Origin of the sequence: Sphingomonas sp. CL5.1, assembly GCF_013344685.1 — a bacterium.
Lineage (GTDB): Bacteria > Pseudomonadota > Alphaproteobacteria > Sphingomonadales > Sphingomonadaceae > Sphingomonas.
This window is the reverse complement of record NZ_CP050137.1, coordinates 454,447-478,160: the sequence shown is the minus strand read 5'-3', so window position 1 is coordinate 478,160 and position 23,714 is coordinate 454,447. Positions and strand designations below refer to the sequence as shown.

At 63.0% G+C, this 23,714-nt stretch carries 24 protein-coding genes and 5 pseudogenes; 4 read left to right on the top strand and 25 right to left on the bottom strand.

Features of this window, described 5'->3' with window-relative positions:
- Positions 1-13: 13 nt before the first annotated feature.
- The 7 genes from trbJ to F9288_RS02240 all read right to left on the bottom strand — a co-directional run bounded on the left by trbJ (position 14) and on the right by F9288_RS02240 (position 7,504).
- The gene (gene trbJ / locus F9288_RS02270; protein ID WP_174835070.1) at positions 14-787 is read right to left on the bottom strand and encodes a P-type conjugative transfer protein TrbJ; all 774 of its coding nucleotides are present in this window, start codon (positions 785-787) and stop codon (positions 14-16) included.
- A complete protein-coding gene (trbE, locus tag F9288_RS02265) occupies positions 784-3,276 on the bottom strand; it encodes a conjugal transfer protein TrbE (RefSeq protein WP_174835069.1) in 2,493 nt (830 codons plus the stop codon). The genes trbJ and trbE overlap by 4 nt, the downstream gene beginning before the upstream one ends.
- Before the next feature lie 10 nt (positions 3,277-3,286).
- A complete protein-coding gene (locus F9288_RS02260; RefSeq protein WP_174835068.1) occupies positions 3,287-3,568 on the bottom strand; it encodes a VirB3 family type IV secretion system protein in 282 nt (93 codons plus the stop codon).
- Positions 3,568-3,900, bottom strand: a complete 333-nt coding sequence (locus tag F9288_RS02255) for a TrbC/VirB2 family protein (protein WP_021696279.1) — start codon at positions 3,898-3,900, stop codon at positions 3,568-3,570. The genes F9288_RS02260 and F9288_RS02255 overlap by 1 nt, the downstream gene beginning before the upstream one ends.
- Complete coding sequence (gene trbB, locus F9288_RS02250; RefSeq protein WP_174835067.1) at positions 3,897-4,880, bottom strand: P-type conjugative transfer ATPase TrbB; 984 nt, start codon at positions 4,878-4,880, stop codon at positions 3,897-3,899. Before trbB ends, F9288_RS02255 begins: the two co-directional genes overlap by 4 nt.
- A 145-nt stretch (positions 4,881-5,025) precedes the next feature.
- Complete coding sequence (locus F9288_RS02245) at positions 5,026-5,505, bottom strand: CopG family transcriptional regulator (protein WP_174835066.1); 480 nt, start codon at positions 5,503-5,505, stop codon at positions 5,026-5,028.
- Between the two features lie 10 nt (positions 5,506-5,515).
- Positions 5,516-7,504 carry a conjugal transfer protein TraG gene (locus F9288_RS02240; protein ID WP_174835065.1) on the bottom strand — a complete coding sequence of 663 codons (1,989 nt, stop codon included), beginning with the start codon at positions 7,502-7,504 and terminating at the stop codon, positions 5,516-5,518.
- Between the two features lie 266 nt (positions 7,505-7,770).
- Here F9288_RS02240 and F9288_RS02235 point away from each other — a divergent pair, with 266 nt between their 5' ends.
- Together F9288_RS02235 and fabF are read left to right on the top strand one after the other, a co-directional pair.
- The gene (locus F9288_RS02235; protein ID WP_174835064.1) at positions 7,771-8,280 is read left to right on the top strand and encodes a helix-turn-helix domain-containing protein; all 510 of its coding nucleotides are present in this window, start codon (positions 7,771-7,773) and stop codon (positions 8,278-8,280) included.
- A 4-nt stretch (positions 8,281-8,284) separates the two neighbouring features.
- A complete protein-coding gene (gene fabF / locus F9288_RS02230) occupies positions 8,285-9,547 on the top strand; it encodes a beta-ketoacyl-ACP synthase II (protein ID WP_174835063.1) in 1,263 nt (420 codons plus the stop codon).
- A 78-nt stretch (positions 9,548-9,625) separates the two neighbouring features.
- On the opposite strand, the pseudogene F9288_RS02225 reads toward fabF, so the two are convergent.
- The 3 genes and pseudogenes from F9288_RS02225 to tet(G) all read right to left on the bottom strand — a co-directional run.
- Positions 9,626-9,833 (bottom strand): annotated as a pseudogene (locus tag F9288_RS02225) (DUF3363 domain-containing protein); the annotation flags it as partial.
- Positions 9,812-10,729: a LysR family transcriptional regulator gene (locus F9288_RS02220; protein WP_254621038.1), complete on the bottom strand. Its 918-nt coding sequence runs from the start codon at positions 10,727-10,729 to the stop codon at positions 9,812-9,814. The gene F9288_RS02220 and the pseudogene F9288_RS02225, both read right to left, overlap by 22 nt.
- 89 nt (positions 10,730-10,818) lie before the next feature.
- Positions 10,819-11,994, bottom strand: coding sequence for a tetracycline efflux MFS transporter Tet(G) (gene tet(G) / locus F9288_RS02215; RefSeq protein WP_174835061.1), 1,176 nt, complete (start codon positions 11,992-11,994; stop codon positions 10,819-10,821).
- A 104-nt stretch (positions 11,995-12,098) separates the two neighbouring features.
- Between tet(G) and tetR the strand changes: the two genes are divergently transcribed.
- Positions 12,099-12,725, top strand: coding sequence for a tetracycline resistance transcriptional repressor TetR (tetR, locus tag F9288_RS02210; RefSeq protein ID WP_174835060.1), 627 nt, complete (start codon positions 12,099-12,101; stop codon positions 12,723-12,725).
- On the opposite strand, the pseudogene F9288_RS02205 reads toward tetR, so the two are convergent.
- The 7 genes and pseudogenes from F9288_RS02205 to F9288_RS02180 all read right to left on the bottom strand — a co-directional run.
- A pseudogene (locus tag F9288_RS02205) lies at positions 12,722-12,826 on the bottom strand (DUF3363 domain-containing protein); the annotation flags it as partial. The gene tetR and the pseudogene F9288_RS02205 sit on opposite strands and share 4 nt — an antisense overlap.
- Positions 12,827-12,965: 139 nt before the next feature.
- Positions 12,966-13,264, bottom strand: a pseudogene (locus F9288_RS02200) (LysR family transcriptional regulator); the annotation flags it as partial.
- A 28-nt stretch (positions 13,265-13,292) separates the two neighbouring features.
- Positions 13,293-14,507 carry a chloramphenicol/florfenicol efflux MFS transporter FloR gene (floR, locus tag F9288_RS02195; RefSeq protein ID WP_174835059.1) on the bottom strand — a complete coding sequence of 405 codons (1,215 nt, stop codon included), beginning with the start codon at positions 14,505-14,507 and terminating at the stop codon, positions 13,293-13,295.
- 218 nt (positions 14,508-14,725) lie between these two features.
- Positions 14,726-14,830 (bottom strand): annotated as a pseudogene (locus F9288_RS02190) (DUF3363 domain-containing protein); the annotation flags it as partial.
- A gap of 10 nt (positions 14,831-14,840) precedes the next feature.
- Entirely contained in the window at positions 14,841-15,068 is a 228-nt protein-coding gene (locus F9288_RS22025) for a hypothetical protein (RefSeq protein ID WP_254621231.1), read from the bottom strand.
- 47 nt (positions 15,069-15,115) lie between these two features.
- Positions 15,116-15,760, bottom strand: a pseudogene (locus F9288_RS02185) (LysR family transcriptional regulator); the annotation flags it as partial.
- A 58-nt stretch (positions 15,761-15,818) separates the two neighbouring features.
- Positions 15,819-16,511 carry a TetR/AcrR family transcriptional regulator gene (locus F9288_RS02180; protein WP_174835058.1) on the bottom strand — a complete coding sequence of 231 codons (693 nt, stop codon included), beginning with the start codon at positions 16,509-16,511 and terminating at the stop codon, positions 15,819-15,821.
- Positions 16,512-16,697: 186 nt separating this feature from the next.
- On the opposite strand from F9288_RS02180, the gene F9288_RS02175 reads away from it, so the two are divergent.
- Positions 16,698-17,270 (top strand): GNAT family N-acetyltransferase, encoded by a 573-nt coding sequence (locus F9288_RS02175; protein ID WP_217482579.1) that lies wholly within the window; start codon positions 16,698-16,700, stop codon positions 17,268-17,270.
- A 16-nt stretch (positions 17,271-17,286) separates the two neighbouring features.
- Here F9288_RS02175 and F9288_RS21895 read toward each other — a convergent pair whose 3' ends face one another.
- The 8 genes from F9288_RS21895 to F9288_RS02135 form a co-directional block, all read right to left on the bottom strand.
- Entirely contained in the window at positions 17,287-18,519 is a 1,233-nt protein-coding gene (locus F9288_RS21895) for a DUF3363 domain-containing protein (protein ID WP_217482625.1), read from the bottom strand.
- Between the two features lie 818 nt (positions 18,520-19,337).
- On the bottom strand, positions 19,338-19,658 hold the full coding sequence (locus F9288_RS02165; protein WP_174835055.1) for a hypothetical protein: 321 nt from the start codon (positions 19,656-19,658) through the stop codon (positions 19,338-19,340).
- On the bottom strand, positions 19,655-20,584 hold the full coding sequence (locus F9288_RS02160; RefSeq protein WP_174835054.1) for a lytic transglycosylase domain-containing protein: 930 nt from the start codon (positions 20,582-20,584) through the stop codon (positions 19,655-19,657). Before F9288_RS02160 ends, F9288_RS02165 begins: the two co-directional genes overlap by 4 nt.
- Positions 20,581-20,916 carry a DUF736 domain-containing protein gene (locus F9288_RS02155; RefSeq protein ID WP_174835053.1) on the bottom strand — a complete coding sequence of 112 codons (336 nt, stop codon included), beginning with the start codon at positions 20,914-20,916 and terminating at the stop codon, positions 20,581-20,583. The genes F9288_RS02160 and F9288_RS02155 overlap by 4 nt, the downstream gene beginning before the upstream one ends.
- 35 nt (positions 20,917-20,951) lie before the next feature.
- Positions 20,952-21,497 (bottom strand): S26 family signal peptidase, encoded by a 546-nt coding sequence (locus tag F9288_RS02150; protein WP_174835052.1) that lies wholly within the window; start codon positions 21,495-21,497, stop codon positions 20,952-20,954.
- Positions 21,494-22,012 (bottom strand): DUF2840 domain-containing protein, encoded by a 519-nt coding sequence (locus tag F9288_RS02145; RefSeq protein ID WP_174835051.1) that lies wholly within the window; start codon positions 22,010-22,012, stop codon positions 21,494-21,496. The genes F9288_RS02150 and F9288_RS02145 overlap by 4 nt, the downstream gene beginning before the upstream one ends.
- 61 nt (positions 22,013-22,073) lie before the next feature.
- On the bottom strand, positions 22,074-23,150 hold the full coding sequence (locus F9288_RS02140; RefSeq protein WP_174835050.1) for a replication initiator protein A: 1,077 nt from the start codon (positions 23,148-23,150) through the stop codon (positions 22,074-22,076).
- Positions 23,151-23,420 (bottom strand): AlpA family transcriptional regulator, encoded by a 270-nt coding sequence (locus F9288_RS02135; RefSeq protein ID WP_023516906.1) that lies wholly within the window; start codon positions 23,418-23,420, stop codon positions 23,151-23,153.
- Between the last annotated feature and the right edge of the window lie 294 nt (positions 23,421-23,714).

The window sequence follows — 23,714 nt, the reverse complement described above, 5'->3', positions numbered from 1 at the left end:
GCGAGCCTCCCGGTCAGTTGTTACCGTTGAACATCTGCGCGTTGCCCGGCTGGTAGCCGGTGCCGGGCGTCAGGAACCGCTCGCGCTGGATGCGGCCCTGTTCGGCGGCAGTCGCGCGCTCTGCCTCGGTCAGCGCATCGGCGCGGCCATTCGCCGAGATGACGGCGATCAGGTCGGAAAGCTGTTGCGACTGGAGCGCGAGAAGCTGATTGCCGGCCTGCGTGGCTTGCAGCGCGCCGGTTGCGCCCTGACTCTGGCCGACCAGCGCGGCCATCTCGGCACGGTTGCCGTCGATATTGCCGACCGCGCCCGCCTGAACGCGCATCGCGTCCTGCAAGCCGCCGACCGTGTTCTCCCAGCGGCTACGTGCATCGGCGACAAGCTGGGCGTCGGTCGTCGAAAGCGAGACGTTGCCATATTGCTGCTGGAACGCTTGGTCGATCTGGCCGACCTCGAAAGCGATGTTCTGCGCTTGGCCGAGAAGCTGCTGCGTGCGCTGGACGTTCTGCTGGAGCTGCTGGAGCGAGGAATACGGCAGGCTCGCAAGGTTGCGGGCCTGATTGATGAGCATCTGCGCCTCGTTCTGAAGGCTGGTGATCTGGTTATTGATCTGTTCGAGCGTGCGCGCTGCCGTAAGCACGTTCTGCGCATAGTTGCTCGGGTCATAGACGATGCGGCCGAAGCCGAATTGCGCATGGGCCGGACTTGCCAGCATGGGCGAAAGCGCGACGGGCACGGCGAGCGCCAGCGCGAGGGCCGACGCCCCGACGATCTTGGGATAGGTCATGGAAGAATCTCCTGTGTGGGGTGGGTATCGAGCCGAGCCGGCGCGGCGGATTCCGGTCGGTCGGCAAGATTGGTGAGGTTGGGTATCAACTCGGCCGCCCAATCGACACCGCGCTCGCGCAGCCAAGCAGCAAGGAAGCCGTCGCGGCCGTGTTCGGCGACGACCTGCGCAATGAGCGTCTGGTCGGATTTGGCGGATGCGGCGCAGAGCGCGAGGCCGACTTCGGACAGGCCAAGCTCGAACAGGCGATTGCCCCTGCGGCTTTGGCAATAGTAATCCCGTTTGGGCGTGGCCCTTGCGAGGATTTCGATCTGGCGGTCATTGAGGCCGAAGCGGCGATAAATGGCCGTGATCTGCGGTTCGATGGCCCGCTCGTTCGGCAGCAAGAGCCGCGTCGGGCAGCTCTCGATGATCGCGGGCGCGATGTTGCTGCCGTCAATGTCGGACAGGCTTTGCGTGGCGAAGATGACGCTGGCGTTTTTCTTGCGTAGCGTTTTCAGCCACTCGCGGAGCTGGCCGGCGAAACCTTCATCGTCGAGCGCAAGCCAGCCTTCATCTATGATGAGCAGCGTTGGTCGCCCGTCGAGCCGGTCGCCGATACGATGGAACAGATAGGCGAGCGCGGCCGGGGCCGCGCCGGTCCCGACAAGTCCCTCGATCTCGAACGCCTGCACGTCCGCCGAGCCGAGGTGTTCGGCTTCGGCGTCGAGCAGCCGGCCATAGGCACCGCCGACGCAGAACGGCCGGAGCGCCTGTTTCAGATCATTGGATTGCAACAGCACCGCAAGGCCGGTGATGGTGCGTTCCTCGACCGGGGCCGAGGCGAGCGAAGTTAGCGCCGTCCAAAGATATTCCTTGACCTCGGGCGTGATGGCGACGCCTTCGCGCATGAGGATGGCGGCGATCCAGTCCGCCGCCCATGCGCGTTCATAGGTGTCGTGGATGCGGGCAAGCGGCTGGAGCGAAACCGACGCCTCGGCCCCTTCTGTCAGCCCGCCGCCAAGGTCGTGCCAGTCGCCGCCCATAGCGAGCGACGCGGCACGGATGCTGCCGCCGAAGTCGAAGGCAAACACCTGTGATCCTGCATAGCGCCGGAACTGCAAAGCCATGAGGGCGAGCAACACGCTCTTGCCCGCCCCCGTGGGGCCAACGACAAGGGTATGACCTACATCGCCGACATGGAGACTTAGCCGGAACGGGGTGGAGCCTTCAGTCCTAGCGTAAAGCAATGGAGCGTCGCCGAAATGCTCGTCCCGTTCCGGCCCCGCCCACACTGCCGAAAGCGGGATCATGTGGGCGAGATTCAAAGTGCTGATGGGCGGCTGCCGGACATTGGCATAGGCGTGTCCGGGCAGACTGCCGAGCCATGCGTCAACCGCGTTGACGCTCTCGGGCATGGCGGTGAAGTCGCGGCCCTGAACGATCTTCTCGACCAGGCGCAGCTTCTCGTCGGCAATGCGCGGGTCGGCATCCCAAACGGTGACGGTCGCCGTGACATAGGCCATGCCCGCCACGTCTGCGCCGAGTTCCTGCAACGCCATGTCAGCGTCGAGCGCCTTGTTGGCCGCGTCGGTGTCCACAAGCGCGGACGCCTCGTTGGTCATTACCTCTTTGAGAATCGCCGCGATGCTCTTGCGCTTGGCGAACCATTGCCGCCTGATCTTGGTGAGCAGTCGGGTTGCGTCCGTCTTGTCGAGCAGGATCGCGCGGGTGTTCCACCTGTAGGGGAACGGCAGGCGGTTCATTTCGTCGAGCAGGCCCGGCGTCGTCGCGGTCGGGAATCCCACAATGGTCAGGACGCGCAGATGCGCGTCGCCAAGGCGCGGCTCCAGCCCGCCGGTCAAGGGCTGGTCGGCGAGCAGCGCGTCGAGGTGCATGGGCACCTCGGGCACGCGCACGCGATGCCGGTTGGTCGAGATGGTGGAATGGAGGTAGGTCAGCGTCGCGCCATCATCCATCCAACGGCACTCGGGCATGAAGCCGTCGAGCAAAGCCAGCACGCGGTCGGTGCGGTCGATGAAGGCGCGCAGCAGCTCCCACGGGTCCACGCCGGTTTTCTCGCGGCCCTCGTAGAGCCATGTTTCGGCGCGGGCGGCTTCCTCGGCCGGGGGCAGCCAGAGGAAGGTCAGGAAATAGCCCGACACGAAATGCGTGCCTGCTTCCTCGAACCCGGCTTTGCGCTCCGCATCGACCAGCGCCGATGCGGGATCGGGAAAGGTGCTGTCGGGATAGGTCGCGGCCTCGCTGCGCTGCGCCTCAACAAAGATGCTCCAGCCGGAGCCGAGGCGGCGCACGGCGTTGTTGATGCGGCCGGTGACGGCGACCAGCTCGGCGGCGACGGCGGAATCCAGATCGGGACCGCGAAACTTCGCGGTGCGCTGGAACGAACCGTCCTTGTTCAAGACGACGCCCGAGCCGAGCAATGCGGCCCATGGCAGATAGTCGGCGAGCCGGGTGGCGGTGCGGCGGTATTCGGCAAGGTTCATCATGGCCGGACCCTCACACCGCCAAATGGCCGGGGATGCGCAGATGCCGCCGCCCGACTTCGACGAATTGGGGATCGCGCTTTGCCGCCCACACGGCTGCGAAATGGCCGATGGCCCATATGGCGATGCCGACCAGCCAGAGGCGCAGGCCGAGTCCCACGGCCCCGGCGAGCGTTCCGTTCATGATGGCGATGGAGCGCGGTGCGCCGCCGAGCAAAATATGCTCGGTCAACGCCCGGTGGACCGGGATCGAGAATCCCGGCACCGCGTCGAGCTGTTCGAGGCCGCCCGCCATCAAACGAGCGCCCCGCCGCCGAATGAGAAGAAAGACAGGAAGAAGCTCGATGCGGCGAACGCGATGGACAGGCCGAACACGATCTGGATCAGGCGACGGAAGCCGCCGCTGGTATCGCCGAACGCGAGGGTCAGGCCCGTCACGATGATGATGATGACGGCGATGATCTTGGCGACCGGCCCCTCAATGGACTGGAGGATTTGCTGCAAGGGCTGTTCCCATGGCATCGACGAACCGGACGCATGGGCGGCCGGGGCGAGCATGAGGCTGATGGCAAGGGTGGATGCGGCGGTCGCGGCGAAGCGATAGCCGCGCGTGAGCGTGCGGATCATGAAGATTCTCCTGTGCTGGTCTGGATTGCGGGGTTGATGCGGTAGTCGCCGTCCGGCCCCAGCCCCTCGACGCGGGCAAGCTCGGCCAGCCGGCGCGCGGAACCGCGCCCGGAAAGGACGGCAACAAGGTCGATAGTCTCGGCGATGAGAGCGCGCGGGACGGTGACGACAGCCTCTTGAATGAGCTGTTCAAGGCGACGGAGCGCGCCGATGCCGGTGCCGGCATGGATGGTGCCGATCCCGCCCGGATGGCCGGTGCCCCACGCTTTCAGAAGGTCGAGGGCTTCGGCACCGCGCACCTCGCCAATGGGAATACGGTCGGGGCGCAGGCGCAGCGAGGAACGGACCAGATCGGAAAGCGTCGCCACGCCGTCTTTCGTCCGCATGGGGACAAGGTTCGGCGCGGCGCATTGCAGCTCGCGCGTGTCCTCGATGATGACGACGCGATCCTGCGTCTTTGCCACCTCGGCGAGCAGCGCGTTGGTCAGCGTGGTCTTGCCGGTGCTGGTGCCGCCTGCCACCAAGATATTGGCGCGGGCTGCGACGGCTTCGCGCAGCGTTTCCGCCTGCTCGGCGGACATGATGCCCGCCGCCACATAGTCGTCGAGCGTGAACACCGCGACGGCGGGTTTGCGGATGGCGAAGGCCGGCGCGGCGACTACCGGCGGCAGCAGGCCCTCGAACCGCTCGCCGCTCTCGGGCAGCTCGGCCGAGACGCGCGGGCTGCGGGCATGAACCTCTGCGCCGACATGATGCGCGACCAGCCGCACGATACGTTCGCCATCGGCGGCAGACAGCCGTTCACCCGTATCGGAAAGCCCTTCAGACAGCCGATCCGCCCAAAGGCGACCGTCCGGGTTCAACATCACCTCGACTACGGCCGGGTCTTCGAGCAACCGGGCAATGGCGGGGCCGAGCGCGGTGCGCAACATGCGCGCGCCGCGCTGGATCGCTTCCTGTCTGTGGTGGTTGGTGGTCATGTCGGCCCCGGCTTCTGGCGGGGCGCAACAGGCGGTCCCCGGACGGGGTCGATTAAGAAAGCCCGGAATTTGGCTGGTTCAACAAGTATCTAAGCGGCGGCGGCAATCGGCGGTCATCGGCGGTAAATAGGACGGGTCCGAATACTTATTCTTGATCGCCGTTGCTCTCGAATTTATCCGGCAACGGATCGTCGGGAAGTGAGTCGAGGTCGCGCGACAGCTCTTTGAGGAACCTGTCGCCGGTCGCCAGACGTCGGCCGAGATTCTGCATGAAGCCCTCGAACCGCTCCGCACCCTTTGCACGGGCTGCGGATTGCGCGGCTCCCGTAAGCGGCGGCGTGATGGTCATCCAGAAATGGATGAACTGCGCGACCGTCTCGCCGAGGACGGCGAGATCTAGGTCGAGCGTGTCGATCTGGCGGCCGAGCTTATCCAGTCGGCGCGACATGGCGGCTTCAAGCTGGTCGTCGGCATCGCCGGACAGATAGGACATGACCGCCGCCTCCACGATTGCGGATTTTGAGACATTGCGGCGCAATGCCACCGAGCGGCGCAGCGCCATCGCCTCGATCTGCGGAATGAGCGCGGGGTCGAAATAGATATTCAGGCGGGTGCGTGTGGTCATGGGCGTGTCCTCAAAGCTCGATTCCATCATCGGGGTTCAGCGCCACCTGCCGCGCGACCATCCTCATGCGCTGGCGCATGGCGCGGGCCTTGGCCGCGTCAACGTCCGGCTCGTCGTCCAGAAACTCGAACTCCTGCTCGGGCGACGGCGGCGGGGCGACGACTTCCTCATGCTCGGGCAATTCCGGCTCGCGGCGGATGCCGGCGTTGGCTGGATCACCCTCGTTCCCGTCTGCGGCAGCCGGAGCGGAACGGCTTTCCGCCGCGACCACGCGGCCGGACCAATCATCGGCGGATGGGCTGGGCGCCAGCGGAGCGGCGACCAGATCGGGCGGGGTCAGGATGCGTTCCTGAAACCGCGCATCCTCGAAATAGCGGGCCTTGGTCGCGCGGATCGGCGGCGTGCCAGCGACCATCACGATTTCGTCGGTGGGCGGAAGTTGCATGATTTCGCCGGGCGTGAGCAGCGGCCGGGCCGTCTCCTGCCGTGACACCATCAAGTGACCTAACCACGGGGCTAGGCGGTGCCCTGCGTAGTTGGTGGAGTCGCGCAGCTCGGTCGCGGTGCCCAATGCGTCTGAAACGCGCTTGGCCGTCCTTTCATCGTTCGTGGCGAAGCTGACGCGCACATGGCAGTTGTCGAGAATGGCATTGTTCGGCCCATAGGCGCGCTCGATCTGGTTGAGACTCTGCGCGATCAGGAAGCCTTTGATTCCATACCCCGCCATGAAGGCGAGCGCCGATTCAAAAAAGTCGAGCCGGCCGAGCGCCGGAAACTCGTCCAGCATCAACAGCAGGCGATGGCGTTTGCCGGAGGTGGTCAATTCCTCGGTCAACCGCCTGCCGATCTGGTTGAGGATCAGGCGGATGAGCGGCTTAGTGCGGTTTATGTCGGACGGCGGCACGACCAGATAAAGCGTGACCGGCTGGCGGCTGCCGACCAGATCGGCAATGCGCCAGTCGCACCGCGCCGTCACCCGCGCCACCACGGGATCGCGGTAGAGGCCGAGAAAGGACATAGCTGTGGAAAGGACGCCGCTGCGTTCGTTCTCGCTCTTGTTCAGCAGCTCGCGGGCCGACGACGCGATGACGGGATGAACGCCAGCCTCGCCGAGATGCGGCGTGTCCATCATGGCGCGCAAGGTCGCCTCGACCGGGCGGCGGGGATCGGACAGGAAGTTGGCGACGCCCGCCAAGGTCTTATCCTTCTCCGCATAGAGAACATGCAGGATCGCGCCGACCAGAAGCGAATGGGAAGTCTTTTCCCAATGGTTGCGCTTGTCGAGGCTGCCTTCGGGATCGACCAGAATATCCGCGATATTCTGAACGTCGCGGACTTCCCATTCCCCTTGCCGGACCTCCAGCAGCGGATTGTAGGCGGACGATCCGGCATTGGTCGGATCGAACAGCAGGACGCGGCCGTGCTTCGCCCGGAAGCCGGCTGTCAGCGTCCAGTTTTCTCCTTTTATGTCGTGGACGATGGCGGATGCGGGCCATGTCAGCAGCGTCGGCACCACCAATCCGACGCCTTTGCCGCTCCGGGTCGGGGCGAAGCATAGGACATGCTCGGGACCGTCATGGCGCAGATAGTCTTGGGTAAGACGGCCGAGGACCACGCCATCGGGGCCGAGCAACCCCGCCGCGCGGATTTCCTTGTCCTCGGCCCATCGCGCCGATCCATATGTGGCGACGTTGCGCGCTTCCCGCCCCCGGATGATCGACATGAAGATGGCGGCCGCGATGGCGAGGAAGCCGCCAGATACCGCGATGATGCCGCCCTCGACGAAGATCGCGGGTGCATAGGCGTCGAACGAAAACCACCACCAGAAGAAGGCCGGCGCATAATAGACCGGCCAGCCCGCCAGCTCGAACCACGGTGCTCCAAGCTGCGGCTGGAAGCCGAGGCGGAACGCCGTCCATTGCGTCGCTGCCCACACCATCACCAGAACGATGGTGAAGACGACAGCGATTTGACCCCAAAGGATTCGTCCTCCGCGCAATGCAGGCTCCAGTCGGCAAAAGAGACGGAGCCGATCAGAGAGGCAAAATCGGGACAGGCAACAGGAAAGGGGCTGCGGGAGGGCTGCCGGATACTATCGGCGGCAAATAGGACGGGTTGCCTTCACCGCCATCCGGCCGGGTGATCGCCGCTGCGCAACCGGCGGGGCGAATCGCCGCAACGGACGCATCGGATGGCCCTCGCGTCATGTCGCCGCTGTCATAGATGTAACTTGCATAATAGAAGTTACATCATTATGGATGTGCCATGCAACGAACAAGCTTTCTGTCATCCGAATGTCCCGCAGCCCGAGCGCTGGAAAGCGTCGGTGACTGGTGGAGCATCTTGATCCTGCGAGACGCCTTCCAAGGGTTGAGCAAATTCGATGAATTCGAGAAAAACCTCGGAATTTCCGCGAACATTTTGGCGAGGCGATTGAAGCATCTCACGGCGGAAGGACTGTTTGAAAGGCGACGATACAATGATCATCCGCCTCGATTTGAATACGTCCTTACCGACAAGGGGCGAGATTTTTATCCGGTAGCGATCGCCCTGTTCGCATGGGGAAACCGGAACCTCGCGCCCAATGAAATAGCCATGCGCCTTGGAGACAAGAAAACCGGATGGGAGAGGACCGCCGTTATCATCGACGCGAATACAGGAGAAGCAATCACTCCTGAAAACACCGTTCTTCTGGCAGGCCCCGCCGCAACAGAGGAAACGATGCGCGTCATAAATCGCGTGAAGCAAATAAGCTCAGAAAAAGAAACGGAATAATCCAATGCGCCGAATTGTTGTAACCGGCATGGGTTTAGTTGGCCCTCTTGGTTCTGGCATCGAAACAAGCTGGAAAAGACTTCTCGACGGGAAATCGGGAATCAGGAGTTTGCCCGATGAAATTTCCAACGATCTACCGGTGAAAATCGGCGGAATCGTTCCTAGCCTGACTGAAGATTCCGAAGCCGGTTTTGATCCCGACTTGATCGTTGACACAAAGGATCAACGAAAAATGGATCGCTTCATTCTGTTTGCACTTGCGGCCGCGAAGGAGGCTCTTGAAACGGCGGGATGGCATCCCACCAGCGACTACGAACGTGAGCGCACGGCGACAGTTATCGCCTCTGGTATAGGCGGGTTTCCTGCTATCGCTTCGGCAGTTCGCACAACGGATACACGGGGAGCACGGAGGCTCTCACCGTTTACCGTGCCATCGTTTCTTGCCAACCTCGCGGCAGGACAGGTTACCATCAGGCATGGATTTACAGGTCCTATTGGCACGCCTGTAACCGCCTGCGCCGCTAGCGTTCAGGCCGTCGGCGACGCCGCGCGGTTGATACGCTCCAACGAGGCCGACATCGCTCTGTGCGGCGGGGCAGAGGCATGCATTGACAAGGTTAGTCTCGGGGCATTTGCTGCCGCGCGAGCACTATCCACCGGCTACAATACTACCCCGGAACTGGCGTCGAGGCCGTTCGACGCCGGGCGCGATGGTTTCGTAATGTCCGAAGGGGCGGGTCTGATCGTCATAGAGGAATTGGAACATGCCCTCGCTCGGGGTGCCAAGCCCATAGCCGAATTGGTAGGATACGGCACTACCGCTGATGCACACCATATGACTGCCGGTCCAGAGGACGGTCGAGGTGCGGCCCGTGCGATGAAAATCGCGCTCCAGAGTGCCGGGTTGAAGCCAGACGATATTCAGCATTTGAACGCTCATTCGACCTCCACCCCCGTAGGGGATCGTGGAGAAATAGCGGCGATAAAATCCGTTTTTGGCAATCATGACGTGGCGGTAAGCGCCACGAAATCGGCGACCGGACACTTACTTGGTGCCGCAGGCGGCATTGAGGCGATTTTCACGATACTCGCCCTACGGGATCAAATCGCTCCCCCAACGAGAAATTTAGCAAACCCCGATCCTGCGGTCGCAGGTATCGACCTCGTTCATCAATCTTCACGTCCTATTGTCATGGAACATGCCATTTCCAACGGATTCGGCTTTGGCGGCGTTAATGCAAGTGTCGCTTTCCGGCGATGGCAGTAACAGTTCCTGACGGTGGCGGCTTATGCGACTACTTCGGTTCGCTATGATGTTGAGAGGAAGCCGAATATAGCGTTGATCCTATACCGCCAGTCCTATCTGCTCGCGCAACTGCCACGATACCGATCCACCCTGCACAATGCATGACCTCGCTGCCGAGCTGGCGGTTGATGACCTGTCTCCACGGGACAAGGGTGCATTCATGGCTCTTTTCAACCACAGCGAACTTGCTGCTGGATAATTGTACGGTGCCGATGGACTTGCAGCTCACGCCCTCGCTATCCGTGGCAGTACCGAATTCGTGCAGACCTGCCGGCCCATGTCGTTGGCGAGGCTGAGCAGGTTGCGAAGCGCCGTGCTGCGGTTGGACGGCGACCAGACAGCCGAGAAGGCGACCGGCTCCGGCTCGTCGGCGAAGGGCAAGAAGACAATGCCGGTTGACGGCAACAGCGCCGTGGCCGCACTGACGATGGTGATGCCGAAGCCCTGTCCGACCAAGGACAAAAGGGTGCCACGCCCCACGTCGAAGCGCAGGATCGACGGCGCAGGCCAGTGCTCGGCGTGGCGTAGCACGATATGGCTATGAACCTGCGGCCCAGTGCCGCCACGCCGGACAAGAAACGTCTCGCCTGCCAGATCGGGCCATGTGACGGCTGACCGCTTGGCGAGCGGATGTCGTTCCGGTAGCACCGCCAAGAGCGGTTCGGTCCATGTGCGACGGGAATGGCAGTCGGGTAGTTGGGGCGTGCCCGCGACGAACGCCACGTCCAACCTGCCGGCGCGAAGCTGCACCACCGCTTCACGGGCTGGGCCTTCGGTGATTTCGACTTCAACGCCGGGGTGATCCTTGCGGTATCGGCCGATCAGCTTTGCTAGGAAGCTGCGGGGGATTAGGGCATGGATTCCGATGCGAAGCCGGCCGCTTTCTCCGGCTGCCGCCATGCCAGCGGTCTTAATCGCATGGTCCAATAGATCGACACCGGCCGCGATCCGCTCGACGAAGTGGCGGCCGGCCTCGGTCAGTCGGACACCTCGTGCATGGCGCTCGAACAGGAGGATGCCAAGGTCTTCCTCCAGTGCCTTCACGCGCGCACTGACGCTGGATTGCGCCACGCCGAGCGCATTGGCGGCGTGGCGGAAGCTCAGATATTCGGCGACGGCGAGAGTGTGAACTAAGGTCATCATCGGCACTCGCCCCGAGAGGAGATGATGGCTCAACGGATTTAATCCGTCATTCCTCGTAAGTCTACGCATACCAATTCGCCATGACTCAATCACAATGAAGTTGCGAAAGGTCTGCGTAGTATTGGCAGACATATTAGATAGAGGATCGCGCCGACAATCCAAACCCAACCGTTCCATGCTCCTACGGTGGCAGAATAGAGTGCCGTGAAGCCAAGCGGTCCCGCGATAGAGCTTAGATTGGTGAGGCTTGTAAGCGTTCCCTGTAAAGCTCCTTGCTTGTTACTGCTGACATTATTTGAAAGCATTGCCTGCAAGGCCGGCATGCCAACACCTCCGGCGGCAAGCAGCAACAAAATCGGGAACACCATCCATCCCTGCGTGGCAAAAGCCAGAAGAATGAAGCCAGTCGCATCCGCAGCCATGCCAAAGAGTAGCGTGCGCCGTTCTCCAAGCCGGCTTGAAAGAGGGCCGGTAACAAACGCCTGAAAAATCGCGTGTGTTGCTCCAAACGCCGCGAGCGACAAGCCAACGGTCGTGGTGTTCCACTGAAAACGATCCTCGCCATATATGACCCATAGGGCCGCAGGGACCTGGCCGATCAGTTGAATAATGAAGAAAACTGCGAAAAGGGCCGCTAGCCCGCGCAATGCATCATCCAACCGGAACAGAACGAATGGTTTGATGCGAACCGGCTTTCCGGTCTCGCCATCGCCGCGACGAGTCTCCCTGAGGAAAATGCAGGCTAGCAGGAACGCGAAGCCGTTGAGAAGGGCAGCGGCGATAAACGGAGCATGGGCAGAAATACCACCGAGCATGCCACCAAGTGCTGGCCCGGCAATCATGCCTGCTCCATAACAGGCCCCCATGTAGCCGAACCAGCGTGCGCGAGAACCTTCCCCCGTCGAATCGGCAATGGTTGAGGCAGCTACGGCCCCGGTTGCTCCCGTGACGCCAGAAACGAGTCGGCCGATATAGAGAACCCATAAGACCGGCGCTGATGCCATAATCGTGTAATCGACTGCGGCCCCCGCAAGAGAAGCCAGAAGCACTGGACGCCGGCCGTAAGCATCTGAAAATTTTCCAAGCACGGGCGCGAAGACGACCTGCATCAACGCATAGAGTGACAGCAAGGCACCATAGTGACCAGCGACCTGCTCCGCCGGCACAAGCTCGCGCAGAAGCGTCGGAAGGACCGGCATGATGAGGCCGAGTCCCATGGCGTCGAGACTGACGATCAGCAGGGCGATAATGGCAGAGCTGCGCACCTGAAACTCCAGCGCCGCTCAATGCGAGCGACTTTATCAATGATAAGGGCATAGACATAGAACTTATCGGTGATAAATTGTCAAGCACTGGCCGAGGAACGTGAATGACCAAACTGGACAAAGGCACCGTGATCGCGGCGGCGCTGGAACTGCTGAACGAGGTTGGCATGGACAGCTTAACGACGCGAAAGCTCGCTGAACGCCTCAAGGTTCAGCAGCCTGCGCTTTACTGGCATTTCCAGAACAAGCGCGCGCTGCTTGACGCACTGGCCGAGGCAATGCTGACGGAACGCCACACCCGCTCGCTACCCGAAGAGAACGAAGACTGGCGGCTATTCCTGAAAGAGAACGCCCAGAGTTTCAGAACGGCGTTGCTCTATTATCGCGACGGGGCGCGCATCCATGCCGGCACTCGACCGACAGAACCGAATTTTGGCGCTGCCGAGACACAAATACGCTTTCTCTGCGCGGCGGGCTTTGGTCCGAAGCACGCTGTTTGGGCGCTCCGGGCGGTCAGTCACTATGTGGTCGGTTCCGTTCTCGAACAGCAGGCATCTGATGCCGATGAGAGAATGTCGGACAGATCAGATGTGTCCGGGCAGGCAGCATCGTCCTTCCTGCACGATCTGTTTCACGAGTTGGAAACAGAAGGCATAGATGCTGCGTTCAACTTCGGACTTGACAGCCTCATCACCGGTTTCGAGCGGCTACGTTCATCTACAACAGATTAGGGGCTTATCCCCCTCTGCCGCGCGAGTTGCCACGATTCCGATCCGCCCTGCACGACGCCCATGACCTCGCGGCCGAGCTGGCGGTCGATGACCGGCCGCCAGCGGTGCCCTCCGTGATCTCGATGTCGAGATTGGGATGGTCCTTCCGATACTGGCGACCAGTTCTGCAAGGAAGCTGCCCGGAATCAGGGCATAGACAACGATGCGTAGCCGGCCGCATTCGCCTTGCGCTGTCATGCCGGCGGTCTTGACGGCGTGATCGAGCTGATCGACGCCCACCGCGACCAGCTCCATGAAATGTCTGCCTGCATCCGTTAGCCGGACGCCTCGCGCATGGCGCTCGAACAGCAGGACACCAAAATTTTCTCCAGCGCCTTCACGCGCGCGCTGACGCTCGACTGACTGACGCCGAGCGCGTTGGCCGCGTGCCGAAAATTCAGATGCTCGGCAACGGCCATGAACTGAACAAGGGAAATGAGCGGTATCCTGCCGGTTAGGATACCGCCATTCATGAAGCTGCGATGACGGGTGCGCCGCATGGGTGCCGACCGTCCTGCCAGTCGCCGGTCAGACGACCGGCGACCTCTCGGCGTGAACCTCACGGAATCGAAGTAGCGCAAGACCCGTCGAAACTAGCATCGCCATCGTCGTGGCGTAACAGATCACGGGCCAAGCCGTATCTCCGTTCAACAGCGTTACCGCTAGTGTCCCGACGATGCTGACGATCAGGCTTTGGACGCAGAAGTAGAAGGCGACTGCCGATCCTGCGATGTCGTCGAACTGTGCGAGAGCACCATTGGCGGTGACGGACACCGTGAAGACAATACCGACTGCCATTACCCACATTGGCAGGATGAAGCTGAGGAACGATGGTGAGCCGAAAAGTTCACCGATTCCCAACAGAATCGCCCCGCAAACGAGCAACGCCATCCCACGCGCCGCGCATCCCGCAATGCCCCATCTGGCTACAAAGGACTTCGCGAAACGGGTTGTCACAATCATGACCAGTGCGACAGTGGCGAAAGCCAAACTGAACCCGATTTCGGAATAATCGGCTTGGCCTATGAGCACTCGGGGGGCTGTCGAGAAGAAGACGAAGAAGGTGCCCATGCCAGCGCTAAAGCCGACCGTGTAAACCCAAAAGGTTGGACTCACGAAGATAGGCAAAACAGAACGGCGTGTGTTTACTTCATCCGAGAGGCGGGTTTCGTGCCATCTGAAACCGGCGTTCAAGAGTGCAGGCAACGCAAGTGCAGCCAGCGTGACGAATATCGCCTGCCATCCGAAAAACTCGCCGATCAGTGCTCCGGCGATGGGGCCAAGGGCGGGCACGAAGGCCAGTATCGAACTGAAAAGACCGTAGATGACGACACCCTCGGGGCGGCTGGCATAAACGTCGCGAACCGTCGCGAACGTCGCCACCAACGCCGCCGACGCGCCGACCGCTTGTAGCAGGCGAAAAGCGACGAAGGCTGCAGCCGTTGACGACCATGCCGCTCCGAGAGAAGCGACGATGAAAAGCGCCCCGCCCGCAAGCAAGATCGGCCGTCGTCCGATGCGATCCGATATTGGGCCAAAGATCACCTGCCCCACGCCGAGCATAACCATGTAGAGGCTCAACGTGAGCTGGATCATGGATGGCGTCGTGTTCAGGATGCCGGGCATCGCTGGGACGACGGGGAGATAAATATCCATCGCCAGTGACGCGAGGATGTCGAAGGGAGCCATCAGCAGCAGGGCTGCCGGCAACGTATAGGCCCACGCGGGGAGTGTGATAGTCATGACGAATCAACCGCTCGATTAAGGATTCCGGGCGGCGCCTGCTCGTCAACAATCAGATTGGGATTGATCTTACAGAACGCCGCAACAACAGTGCTTGTTGTTGCGGCTTACTTGTCTGCTGACTTAGCGTTTCCCATGCAGATAGCTCCACACTTGGCAATACGAATATCTATCTCCTATCCGAATAGCGCCGGTGTCGCAACGCCGTTTCAGGTGCTCTAAAGTCCCAACCCCCTTTGCCGCCCCAACCGCCACAACACCGATCCGCCCTGCACGACGCCCATGACCTCGCGGCCGAACTGGCGGTCGATGACCGGCCGCCAGCGGCTAGATTCAGTCGGTGCGGGCGATCTGCCCCATGTGGCTGGCAAGGCAGAGCAGATTTTTCAGCGTGGCGCTGCGGTTGGACGGCGACCAGATGGCCGAGAACGTAATCGGTTCCGGCTCGTCGGCGAACGGCAGGAAGACGACGCCGGACGTTGGCAGCAGCGCCGTGGCTGCCCCGACGATGGTGATGCCGAACCCCTGTCCGACCATGGACAACAGGGTGCCGCGCCCCACGTCGAAACGCAGAATCGACGGCGCGGCCAGCGCCCGGCGAGGCGCAAAACGATATGGTCATGCGCTTGCGGGCCGGTGCCGCCATGCCGGACTAGGAACGTCTCGCCGACCAGATCGGCCCATGTGACGCTTGCCTGCCCGGCGAGACGGTGCCGCTCCGACAGAACGGCGACCAGCGGTTCCGTCCAGATGCGGCGGGAATTGCAGTCGGGCAGTTCGGGCGTGCCGGCCACAAAAACTATGTCGAGCATGTGGGCGCGAAGCTGCATGACGGTATCGCGGGCCGTGCCCTCGGCGATTTCGACCTCGATGCCGGGGTGGTCTTCGCGGTATTGGTCGATCAAGTTTGCGAGGAAGCTGTGTGGAATCAGGGCATGGATACCGATGCGAAGCCGACCGCTTTCGCCGGCTGCCGCCATGCCGGCGGTCTTCACGGCATGGTCAAGTTGGTCGATGCCGGCCGCGATCCGCTCGACAAAATGGCGTCCGGCTTCTGGCAGGCGAACGCCGCGCGCATGGCGCTCGAACACGAGGATGCCAAGATCGTCCTCCAGCGCCTTCACGCGGGCGCTGACGCTGGATTGCGCCACACCGAGCGCATTGGCGGCGTGTCGAAAGTTGAGATATTCGGCGACGGCAATCGTCTGGATGAGCGAGGCAAGGGGAATACGCGATCCAAGCGCGGTCGGCATCCCCCATTGGCGGTCGGTCAGTGATGTTGACTGTTTCCGCCGTCGCATATTCGCCACCCTATGAGGTAGCGAAGGAACGGATTATCCAGCCTAACCCACGCGAAAAGCTCTCGCCCCAATCATCGGGTTCGCTCTCGATCTGCGAGGAAAGGGCTGGATATTCGGCCGCGTGATCCCGAAGGAAAGTGGCGACGCGCGCACGGGTTGCAGCTTCGTCGCCGGCTTGCCATGCTACTTGCGTCGCGACCGATCCGAGCATGAAGTTCGATAATGTGTATCCCGCATGGATAATGTCGGCCTTCGGCAATCCCGCCCCTGCGAGGGTTGCGCGAAGATGTTCGGATCGGACCAAGGCATTGGGACCGAGCAGCGGCCGGAAGCCGAACAGGCTGGTTGACCAAGGATGCCGTAGAAGCGTCTGCCGCCATTCTGTTAGGAAGCGGATCAACTCCTTGTCCCATTTCAACGGTTCTGTTGGCAGAGGGATTTCACCGAGAACGCTGTCCAGTGCCAGTTCAAGCACATCGTCGCGTGTCTCGACATGCCAGTAGAGGGATGCGGCACCGGCGTTCAGATGTTCCGCCAGTTTGCGGATCGTCAGGCCGTCTTGGCCCCGCATGTCTAGAATCTCGACAGCGGCTTGGACGATGCGGTCCCGCGTCAGCGCGGGAACGTCGCGCACTCGCTTGGCTGGTTTCAGCCAAATCGTCGAGGAACCGCGCTCCGTCTGCGATGGTCCGTTCTTAGTCATTCCTACTCCCGCAAACTTGACAGTCGAGCGTGTCCTAGTGCATCACTCTATCAATCGAACATTGTTCGAGTCAACGATCATCGATCTATCGCACTGTGTGGCGAGTCCATCGGAACGCCGCGCACGGATAGCGGGCGCTGCATTGCGCCGAAGATGGAAACAATTGAGACAAGAGCGGAAGCAAGAATGAGCAATCAAAACGATACCCATGGCGGCTTGGCAGATCGAAATTTCCTCGCCGTCTTGCCGATCTCAGATGGCGTGGTAACGATCAGAGCCATGTCGGATGCAGATGCGGAAGCATATGCCGCCGGGACGAACGATGCTTCGGTCAAGCACTTCGCTCACCTGCCGTTGGACGAATATACGCCGCAGATCGTTCGTGACATGATCCGGGGTACGATTGCAGACGGATTGCGCGATGGAACCTTGGCCGTCCTGACAATCTCGGATGCTCCCTCGGATTCGTTTCTCGGAAGTCTGGTGATCTTTGACGTGAAACCGGATGACGCGGAGATTGGCTATTGGGTCGCGCCGGAGCATCGTGGCCGAAAGGTATCGGGTCGCGCGCTCGCGCTGGCCGTGGAAATGGCCCGCAAGTTGGGCCTGAGAAAGCTCCGCGCTCGAACGGTTCAAGAAAACCCTGCATCGGAGCGGGTTCTTCTCAACGCGGGATTTGAACAGGTGGGTGAAGCCCGGCCAGAGATTGTTCCCTCCGGCAAGACCGAAATGAGCGTGAACTATCTCGTCGAGGTTTGAGGCATAAGGGCGGCACCTAAATGCTTAGCCCTCTTTGCCGCCCCAACTGCCACGACACCGATCCGCCCTGCACGACGCCCATGACCTCGCGGCTGAGCTGGCGGTCGATGACCGGCCGCCACGGGACTAGCGTAAACTCGTGGGATTGCTCGACCACCGCGAACTTGCCGCTCGATAGCTGCACGGTGCCGGTGAACTTGCCGCTGACGTTTTCGCCGTCCGTGGCGGCGCGGAACGACAGCCCCTTGCTCTCGGCCATCTCCGCGCCGACGCGAGCAACCTCCCGCTCGCGCAAGGTGGCGAGAAGGCTGCGCCGATAGAAGATGCGGCCGTTCCGCGCTCGGGCAGCGTCGCCCTCTTCGATGTGATGCTCGCGGCGCTGGTCCATCGCCTCACGCACTTGCTGTCCGAAGCCGGCCGGCGCAAGATCGTCCGTTTCGCTATGGACCAATCGCCGGTCCAGCCAGGTCGCGCCATCCGATCCGACCTGCTTGCCTAGATCGAACGGGGACAGGACGCGAACGCTGGCCTGCCGGTCGCGGCCGGCGTCATGGACGGCGGCGCGGCTGACCAGATCATCGGGAATGCGCCATTGATCTGCGTCGATGCGTTCGACGATCCCGGCCCGGCGTAGCGCCTCCAGTCGGCGGACATGGGCATCGACATAGCCCTCATAGTCGCCGCTCGGAACGCGGCCCTCAAACTTCGCCTGCTCCAGATGGCGGCTCGGCCGATAGATGCCGTCCTCGGCGATAGCCGTGATGGAGCGGTCGGACGGTCGGGCCGTGGCCTCGGCCGGGCCGACCTCAATGACGCTGCCGATGCGGACATCCTCCAGCCGCTCGGGCGCGATGCCGGCGATGTGGTGCGTGCGGCCGTCGATCCCGTCCACCACAACGGTCAGGTTCTCCCCCAGCTCGTCGGACAGGTGCTTGTCCACGACGCGACCGACGATAGGCGTCTCGGGCGCTCCGTCATGGATTTGGAAGCTCATGGGATCGCGTTCGCCTCCCTGCGGGCCGAGCGCCTTTTGCATGGTGCGGATAATGTCGCCACGCTCGCCTAGCTCGCGCAGGGCAGGCTCCATGTCCTTGCTCAATTCCCAAACGGCGGGCGCGTGCTCGGTCGCCAGCCCCATCTTCTCCAGCTTGCCGAGCCTGCGCAAACGCAGCGTCCGCTCGAACTGCCGCTTCGGCTCCGCCGGTTCATGGCGCAGGTCGAGGAAACGGGCATCGGCTTCCTCGACCATGGCGCGGTCGATGCGGGTGAAACGGTCTTGGTCGATTTCGGCGGACAGCTTGCGGGTCTGCTCGATCTCGGTGACGGGGCCGAGTTCCAGACTGGCAAGCTCGCTGGCGCGTTCGCGCAGGCCAGCGGACAGATAGTCGCCATTGATGACTAGATCCCCGCCCGTATCGTCGCGGCCGTTGACAATGACATGCACATGGGGATGGCCGGTGTTGTAGTGATTGACGGCGACCCAATCGAGTTTCGTGCCGAGGTCGGCTTCCACCTGTTTCATGAAATCGCGGGTGTAGGCCGTGAGGTCCGACAACTCCGCGCCGTCCTCGGGCGAGACGATGAATCTGAACTGGTGGCGGTCGTCCTTGCCGCGATCAAGGAAGGCGTCGCCATCGGCGCGGTCCTCGGTCGCCGAATAGAGCCTGCCGCGCTCGCCATCGCGTGACGTGCCGTCGCGCAGGACATAGCGCAGATGTGCGCGGGCGCGGCCGCCCTTCCATGCGGCCCGGATGCTGCGCTGCTTGACGATCACGCGGCGGCTGCCCGGCTGGCGATGATGCCAGTGGCCGGAGATGTTCCGGGCGCGCACGAAGCTCGCGCCCCGTCCGCGCTTCACGCCCTTGCCACTAGCGACCACGGCGCGGGACCGCCCCGTCGATGAGGGGCGGGCCGATGACGGCATGGAAGGATCGCGGGAGGCTGCCGCCTGATGTTGGCGGGTGATCTTCTTGACCTGCGTGAAAAAGCTCTTGGTCTTGCCGGCCTTCGGCGTGTCGGATCGGATGCGGCCGGGCTTCGGGCGGAAACGGTTTTCGTCGTCGGCGCTCAAGGGCGCGACTCCAGCCAAAACCGCCGAAAACAGGCCGATATGGGCCTATGGTGCCGCTCGAAACCCTGCAAAGCCAAGGCTTTGCGCGAAATCGCGGCACGCGGCCCCTCAAAACCATGGTGCCGGAACCGGCCACCTAAACAGTGTGCAGACAACAACAATTTCCAGAAGCGGCCCGACATGGTGCCGTCTTCTTTAATCTTGCCCTCCGCCCTTTCTGCCTTCTGTGCCCTTCCAGCCGGGAATTCAGCCGGGCAAAAACCTGCCTGACTGAACACCGGAACGAGCGCCGCCGAGCGCGGGAACGCCGCCCTCATGGCGTTCCCGAACCGCTCGCGTCGGCGACGAAAATGCTGTCGCCCCGTGACTCCGCATCAACGGGATCGCGCGCCGGAACGGTCGCGCGGCCGTCGCCGGATCGTGCGTCGGACGGCGGCGCGGCGACAGCCCGCGTGTCGCCCGGACGCATGACGAACAGCGGTGCCTCGCGCCAATCCGGCGGCGGTGGCGGTGCCGATGACGGCGCTTCGGTTGCAGTCGCGCCGCCGAGGATCGGCGCGAGCGCGGCGACATAGGCCCGCGTTTCGGCCGGCAGGGTGCGGCCGGTGGCAAGGTGTTCGTCATAGCGGCCGGGACCGGCATTGTAGGCCGCCAGCATCGCCGCGACATTGCCATAGCGATCCCACATTTCGCGCAGGTAGGCGGTGCCTGCGAGTATGTTGTCGCGCGGGTCGTAGGGATCGCGGCCGAGGCCGTAGCGGACGCGCAGGCCCGCCCATGTGTCGGGCATCACCTGCATCAATCCCATCGCGCCGGCCGACGAAACCGCGCGCACATCGCCCGCGCTCTCGGCGCGTAGCACCGCGACGATCCAATGCTCTGCTATGCCGAAACGCTGCGACGCCTCGGCGATATGGGCTGCACAGGGATGGGCGGCAGCCGGGCGCTCGACGGGCGCGGATTGCGCGACCGCGACGCCCGATCCGGCGCAGACGGAAAGCGCGCCGGCCAGTATCAGGACGGCATAATGCCATGCAGTCCTGTCTCCGCTTCGACACCAGCCTGCCAGCGTGCTCGCTGCGGTCAAGGGCAAGGCGCAAGCGCCGGCCGATGGCCGCCCCTGACCTTCGCTGCGCGCGCCCGTCCGGTGGCCGAGCGGGACGAAGGGATGAGACGGCTTTTCCGCGAACAAAGGGATGACGATCTTGGACCGGATGGCGGGCCGGACGCGCGCGGCCGTCATTCCTCGTCCTCGACTTTCCGGGGGTGCTTCCAACGCAGCGTCCAGACCGATGGATCGTCGTTGGACTGGAACAGCTTGGCGCGGATCGGGAACGGGAAGATCGGTCCCTCCAGCCGCAACGACACAAACTCGCCAGCGTTTTCGCTGGAGTCTTTCCATGCGGGGCCGGTGTCCGGGCCGTCCTCGCTATCGAGGCGCACGCGATAGTCGGGCGCGTTCTTCACGTCGCTCGGCTTGGCCGGAACGATGAACAGCTTATCGCGGAGGCCGAACGAATGTAGCTTCCCGGCATAGCCGGTTTCGGTGCGGGTGAAGGTGCCTATTTCTGCCATGGGAAATCTCCTGTGATTGGCTTTCGGGGATGGTTTCAGTGCGTCGGTGCGCGCCACTCGTAGCGGCCAACACCTTCCTCATCGGTCCAGAGCGGGACCGCTCGACCGATGACGGAAGCTGCGGGGATGGGTCCGAAATAGCGACCGTCGAGGCTGTCCCGGACTTCCCAATTCATGAGAAAAAGCTGGCCGTGGCCGATCACTCGGCAGCCCTGCCAGACGGGCAGATCGCGGCCGAGGCTGTCGCGCTCCAGCGCCTCGCCCATCTCGATCCCGTTCACCGTGATCGTGCGGCCGGCGCGGCAAACCCGCTGCCCCGGCAGGCCGAGCACGCGCTTCAAGAGCGGCACGCCGCGTCCGACATAGCCGCGTCCGACCATGAAGCCGGCGAGCGGTTCGGGCGGCATGATGGCGACCAGCTCGGGCACGTCGATCCGGTCGGCCGGCTCGACGGTGTAGAACCCGACCGGCGCGCTTGCGGTGGCGTTCCATATGAGTTTCGTCGACGTCTCGACCGCGCTTGCGGCGGCGATGCCGATGACGGCGAGCGCCGTCACCGTGAGGGTGCGGCGGCGCGTCATGGGTCGATCCTTCGGCGGAGAAGCCAAGCGGCATGCCGCTCGGGCGTGTAGGCGTGCGGTTCCAGATTGGCGGTCAAACGGTTGTGGACGTGCCGCCAGTGCTCCGGCGAGGCGTCGGCCGGATGGAGGCCGAGCGCATCCACGGCGTCGATGGCTGCAAGCGCACGCTGCACCTTGGGCCAGCTATCGAGGCGCAACAGGATTTCGCCACCGGGGCGCACGAACGGCAATGTCTGGAACGGCTCGCCCCGGCCGATGGCGCGCACAATGTCCATGCGGGAAACGACGGTGCCATGCTCGCCGCTCGCCCATCGCACGAAGGCGAAGACGCTGCCCGGCGCGAAGCCGACGACGCTGCGGCGGCGGTCGATGATCTGTTCGTAGCTCTTGCGGCCGAACCGTATCCAGTGCTCGACGCGGCGCTTCTCGAAGGTGAGTTCTACCAGAGTAGTGAATGGCGCTGGTCCGTCCGGCAAAGGACGGCCATGCGCGCCGTGGCGGGCGCGATGGGTCATTGGGTGTCTCCGGCGATGTGCTGGTGGGGGTTGCGCGCGTGCGCGGCATCAACGGCGGGCGTCATGGCTCACCGTTCCCGGCAGAACCGGCACCACGCTTCGCCTGCGCGCGCGTCAAAGAAAAAGAGTTAGATTCTCTGTTAGATAAGTTAGCGGTCGGATTCCGCGTTTCAGGCCAGAGCGTTAGCTGCGGTTCGTGCGCCTGATGTGCCGATAGTCGTGCGCCTGATGTGCCGATACCCCGTGCGCCTGATGTGCCGATGGCATTAACAGGGTTATCAACAGTGCCTGTTGATAAGTTTTCGGGGCGGATGCGCAGCAGCTCGCGGCCGTCTTCCCGCTCGATCTGGAGGCGGTAGCCGGGGAGTTGCTGACGGGCCGCGATCCGGCGCAGATCAAGCGCGAAGTCGGACGGCCGCGCGAGGCTGCCGGATTTCTGATGAAGGTGCGCGACCTCGAAAATCCAGCCATGGCGCTGGTGCCCGGCGTGCTTTCTGGCGACGCGGTAAAGCCATCGCTCGATGCCGCCAGTCAGGCCGAAATAGGCCGGGTCGATGGTCAGGACCAGCGAGCGGTCGATGACGCTGTTGTAGAACCATTCGGGCAGGACGAACTCCATGCCCTCGACGCGGCCGGCGCGCGTCGTCATTTCCTCCCATTCGTTGATCCAAGAGAATTGCCGGCGACGCCAATGCGGGCCGTTGCGAATGGTGGTGGCGATGACGGTGGATTGCAGCCGCGCCAGCGCGGCTTTCAAAAGCCGGTATTGGTGATTGCCGGTCGGGCGTCCGATGGCCCGCAAGAGATGGTAGGGCGTGAACCGGAAGAAGCGCGAAGTCGTGAGGCCGTCATTCTCGGCCGCGACGATCTGCGACGCCGCCCATATCAGCACATCGGCGTCCCATATCGTCGCCATGCCGTGTTCGGGCATCCCGAACACCTGCACCTCTATGTCGGCGGCCTTGTAGAGAATCGGCTTGGTGCGCGGGGTCTTCGCCAGCGAGAAAAACGGCCGTTCCATCAAGTCGCGCTGGTCGCGCGGCGGCGCATCGCCCGTTGCGACCACGAAGGGGTCAAGGCGACTGCGCTCGCTGTCCTCGGTCGACTGCGCGGGGGCGTGATCGTCCTCGCGCAGCATTTAGCACTCGTCCCGTTCTTCGGGTGTGAGCGGACGCGCGGGAAAGACCGTGCCGGCAGTCTTGTCGCGGGTGGATTTGCGTTCGCCGACCGCGCTCCAGTCTTCCAGATCGCGGACGGTGTAGAGGACACGACCGCCGACTTTGCGATAGGTCGGGCCGGTGCCGTAGGTGCGATGTTTCTCAAGGGTGCGGATGGATATGCCGAGGAAGCGCGCGGCTTCCTTGGTGCGCAACAGGCGCGGCGGCAGGCCCGCAAGCGGGTTGGGCATGGATCACCTCCAGTCGGGATTCGGCTGCCGGGGGCGGCAGCGGACTGTGGCGAACCATGGCGAGGGATCGGCGGCGCGTAGCGTGCCGCATTTGCGCCTATGCGTTGGCGGCACCCCCCTTCGGGGCTGCGCGGCCGATAGGTGAGGAATTTCAGTCGCCCGTCGCCGTGTCGCGCCGAAAAGACAAAGACATTCGCGCGCGGCTCGGTTAGGAATGTAGGCGGAGCAGACGCGCTGCTCTGGGGCTTAGTAACCCCTGTTGGCGGTTGGTGTCGGCCGTGACGGCACCACACT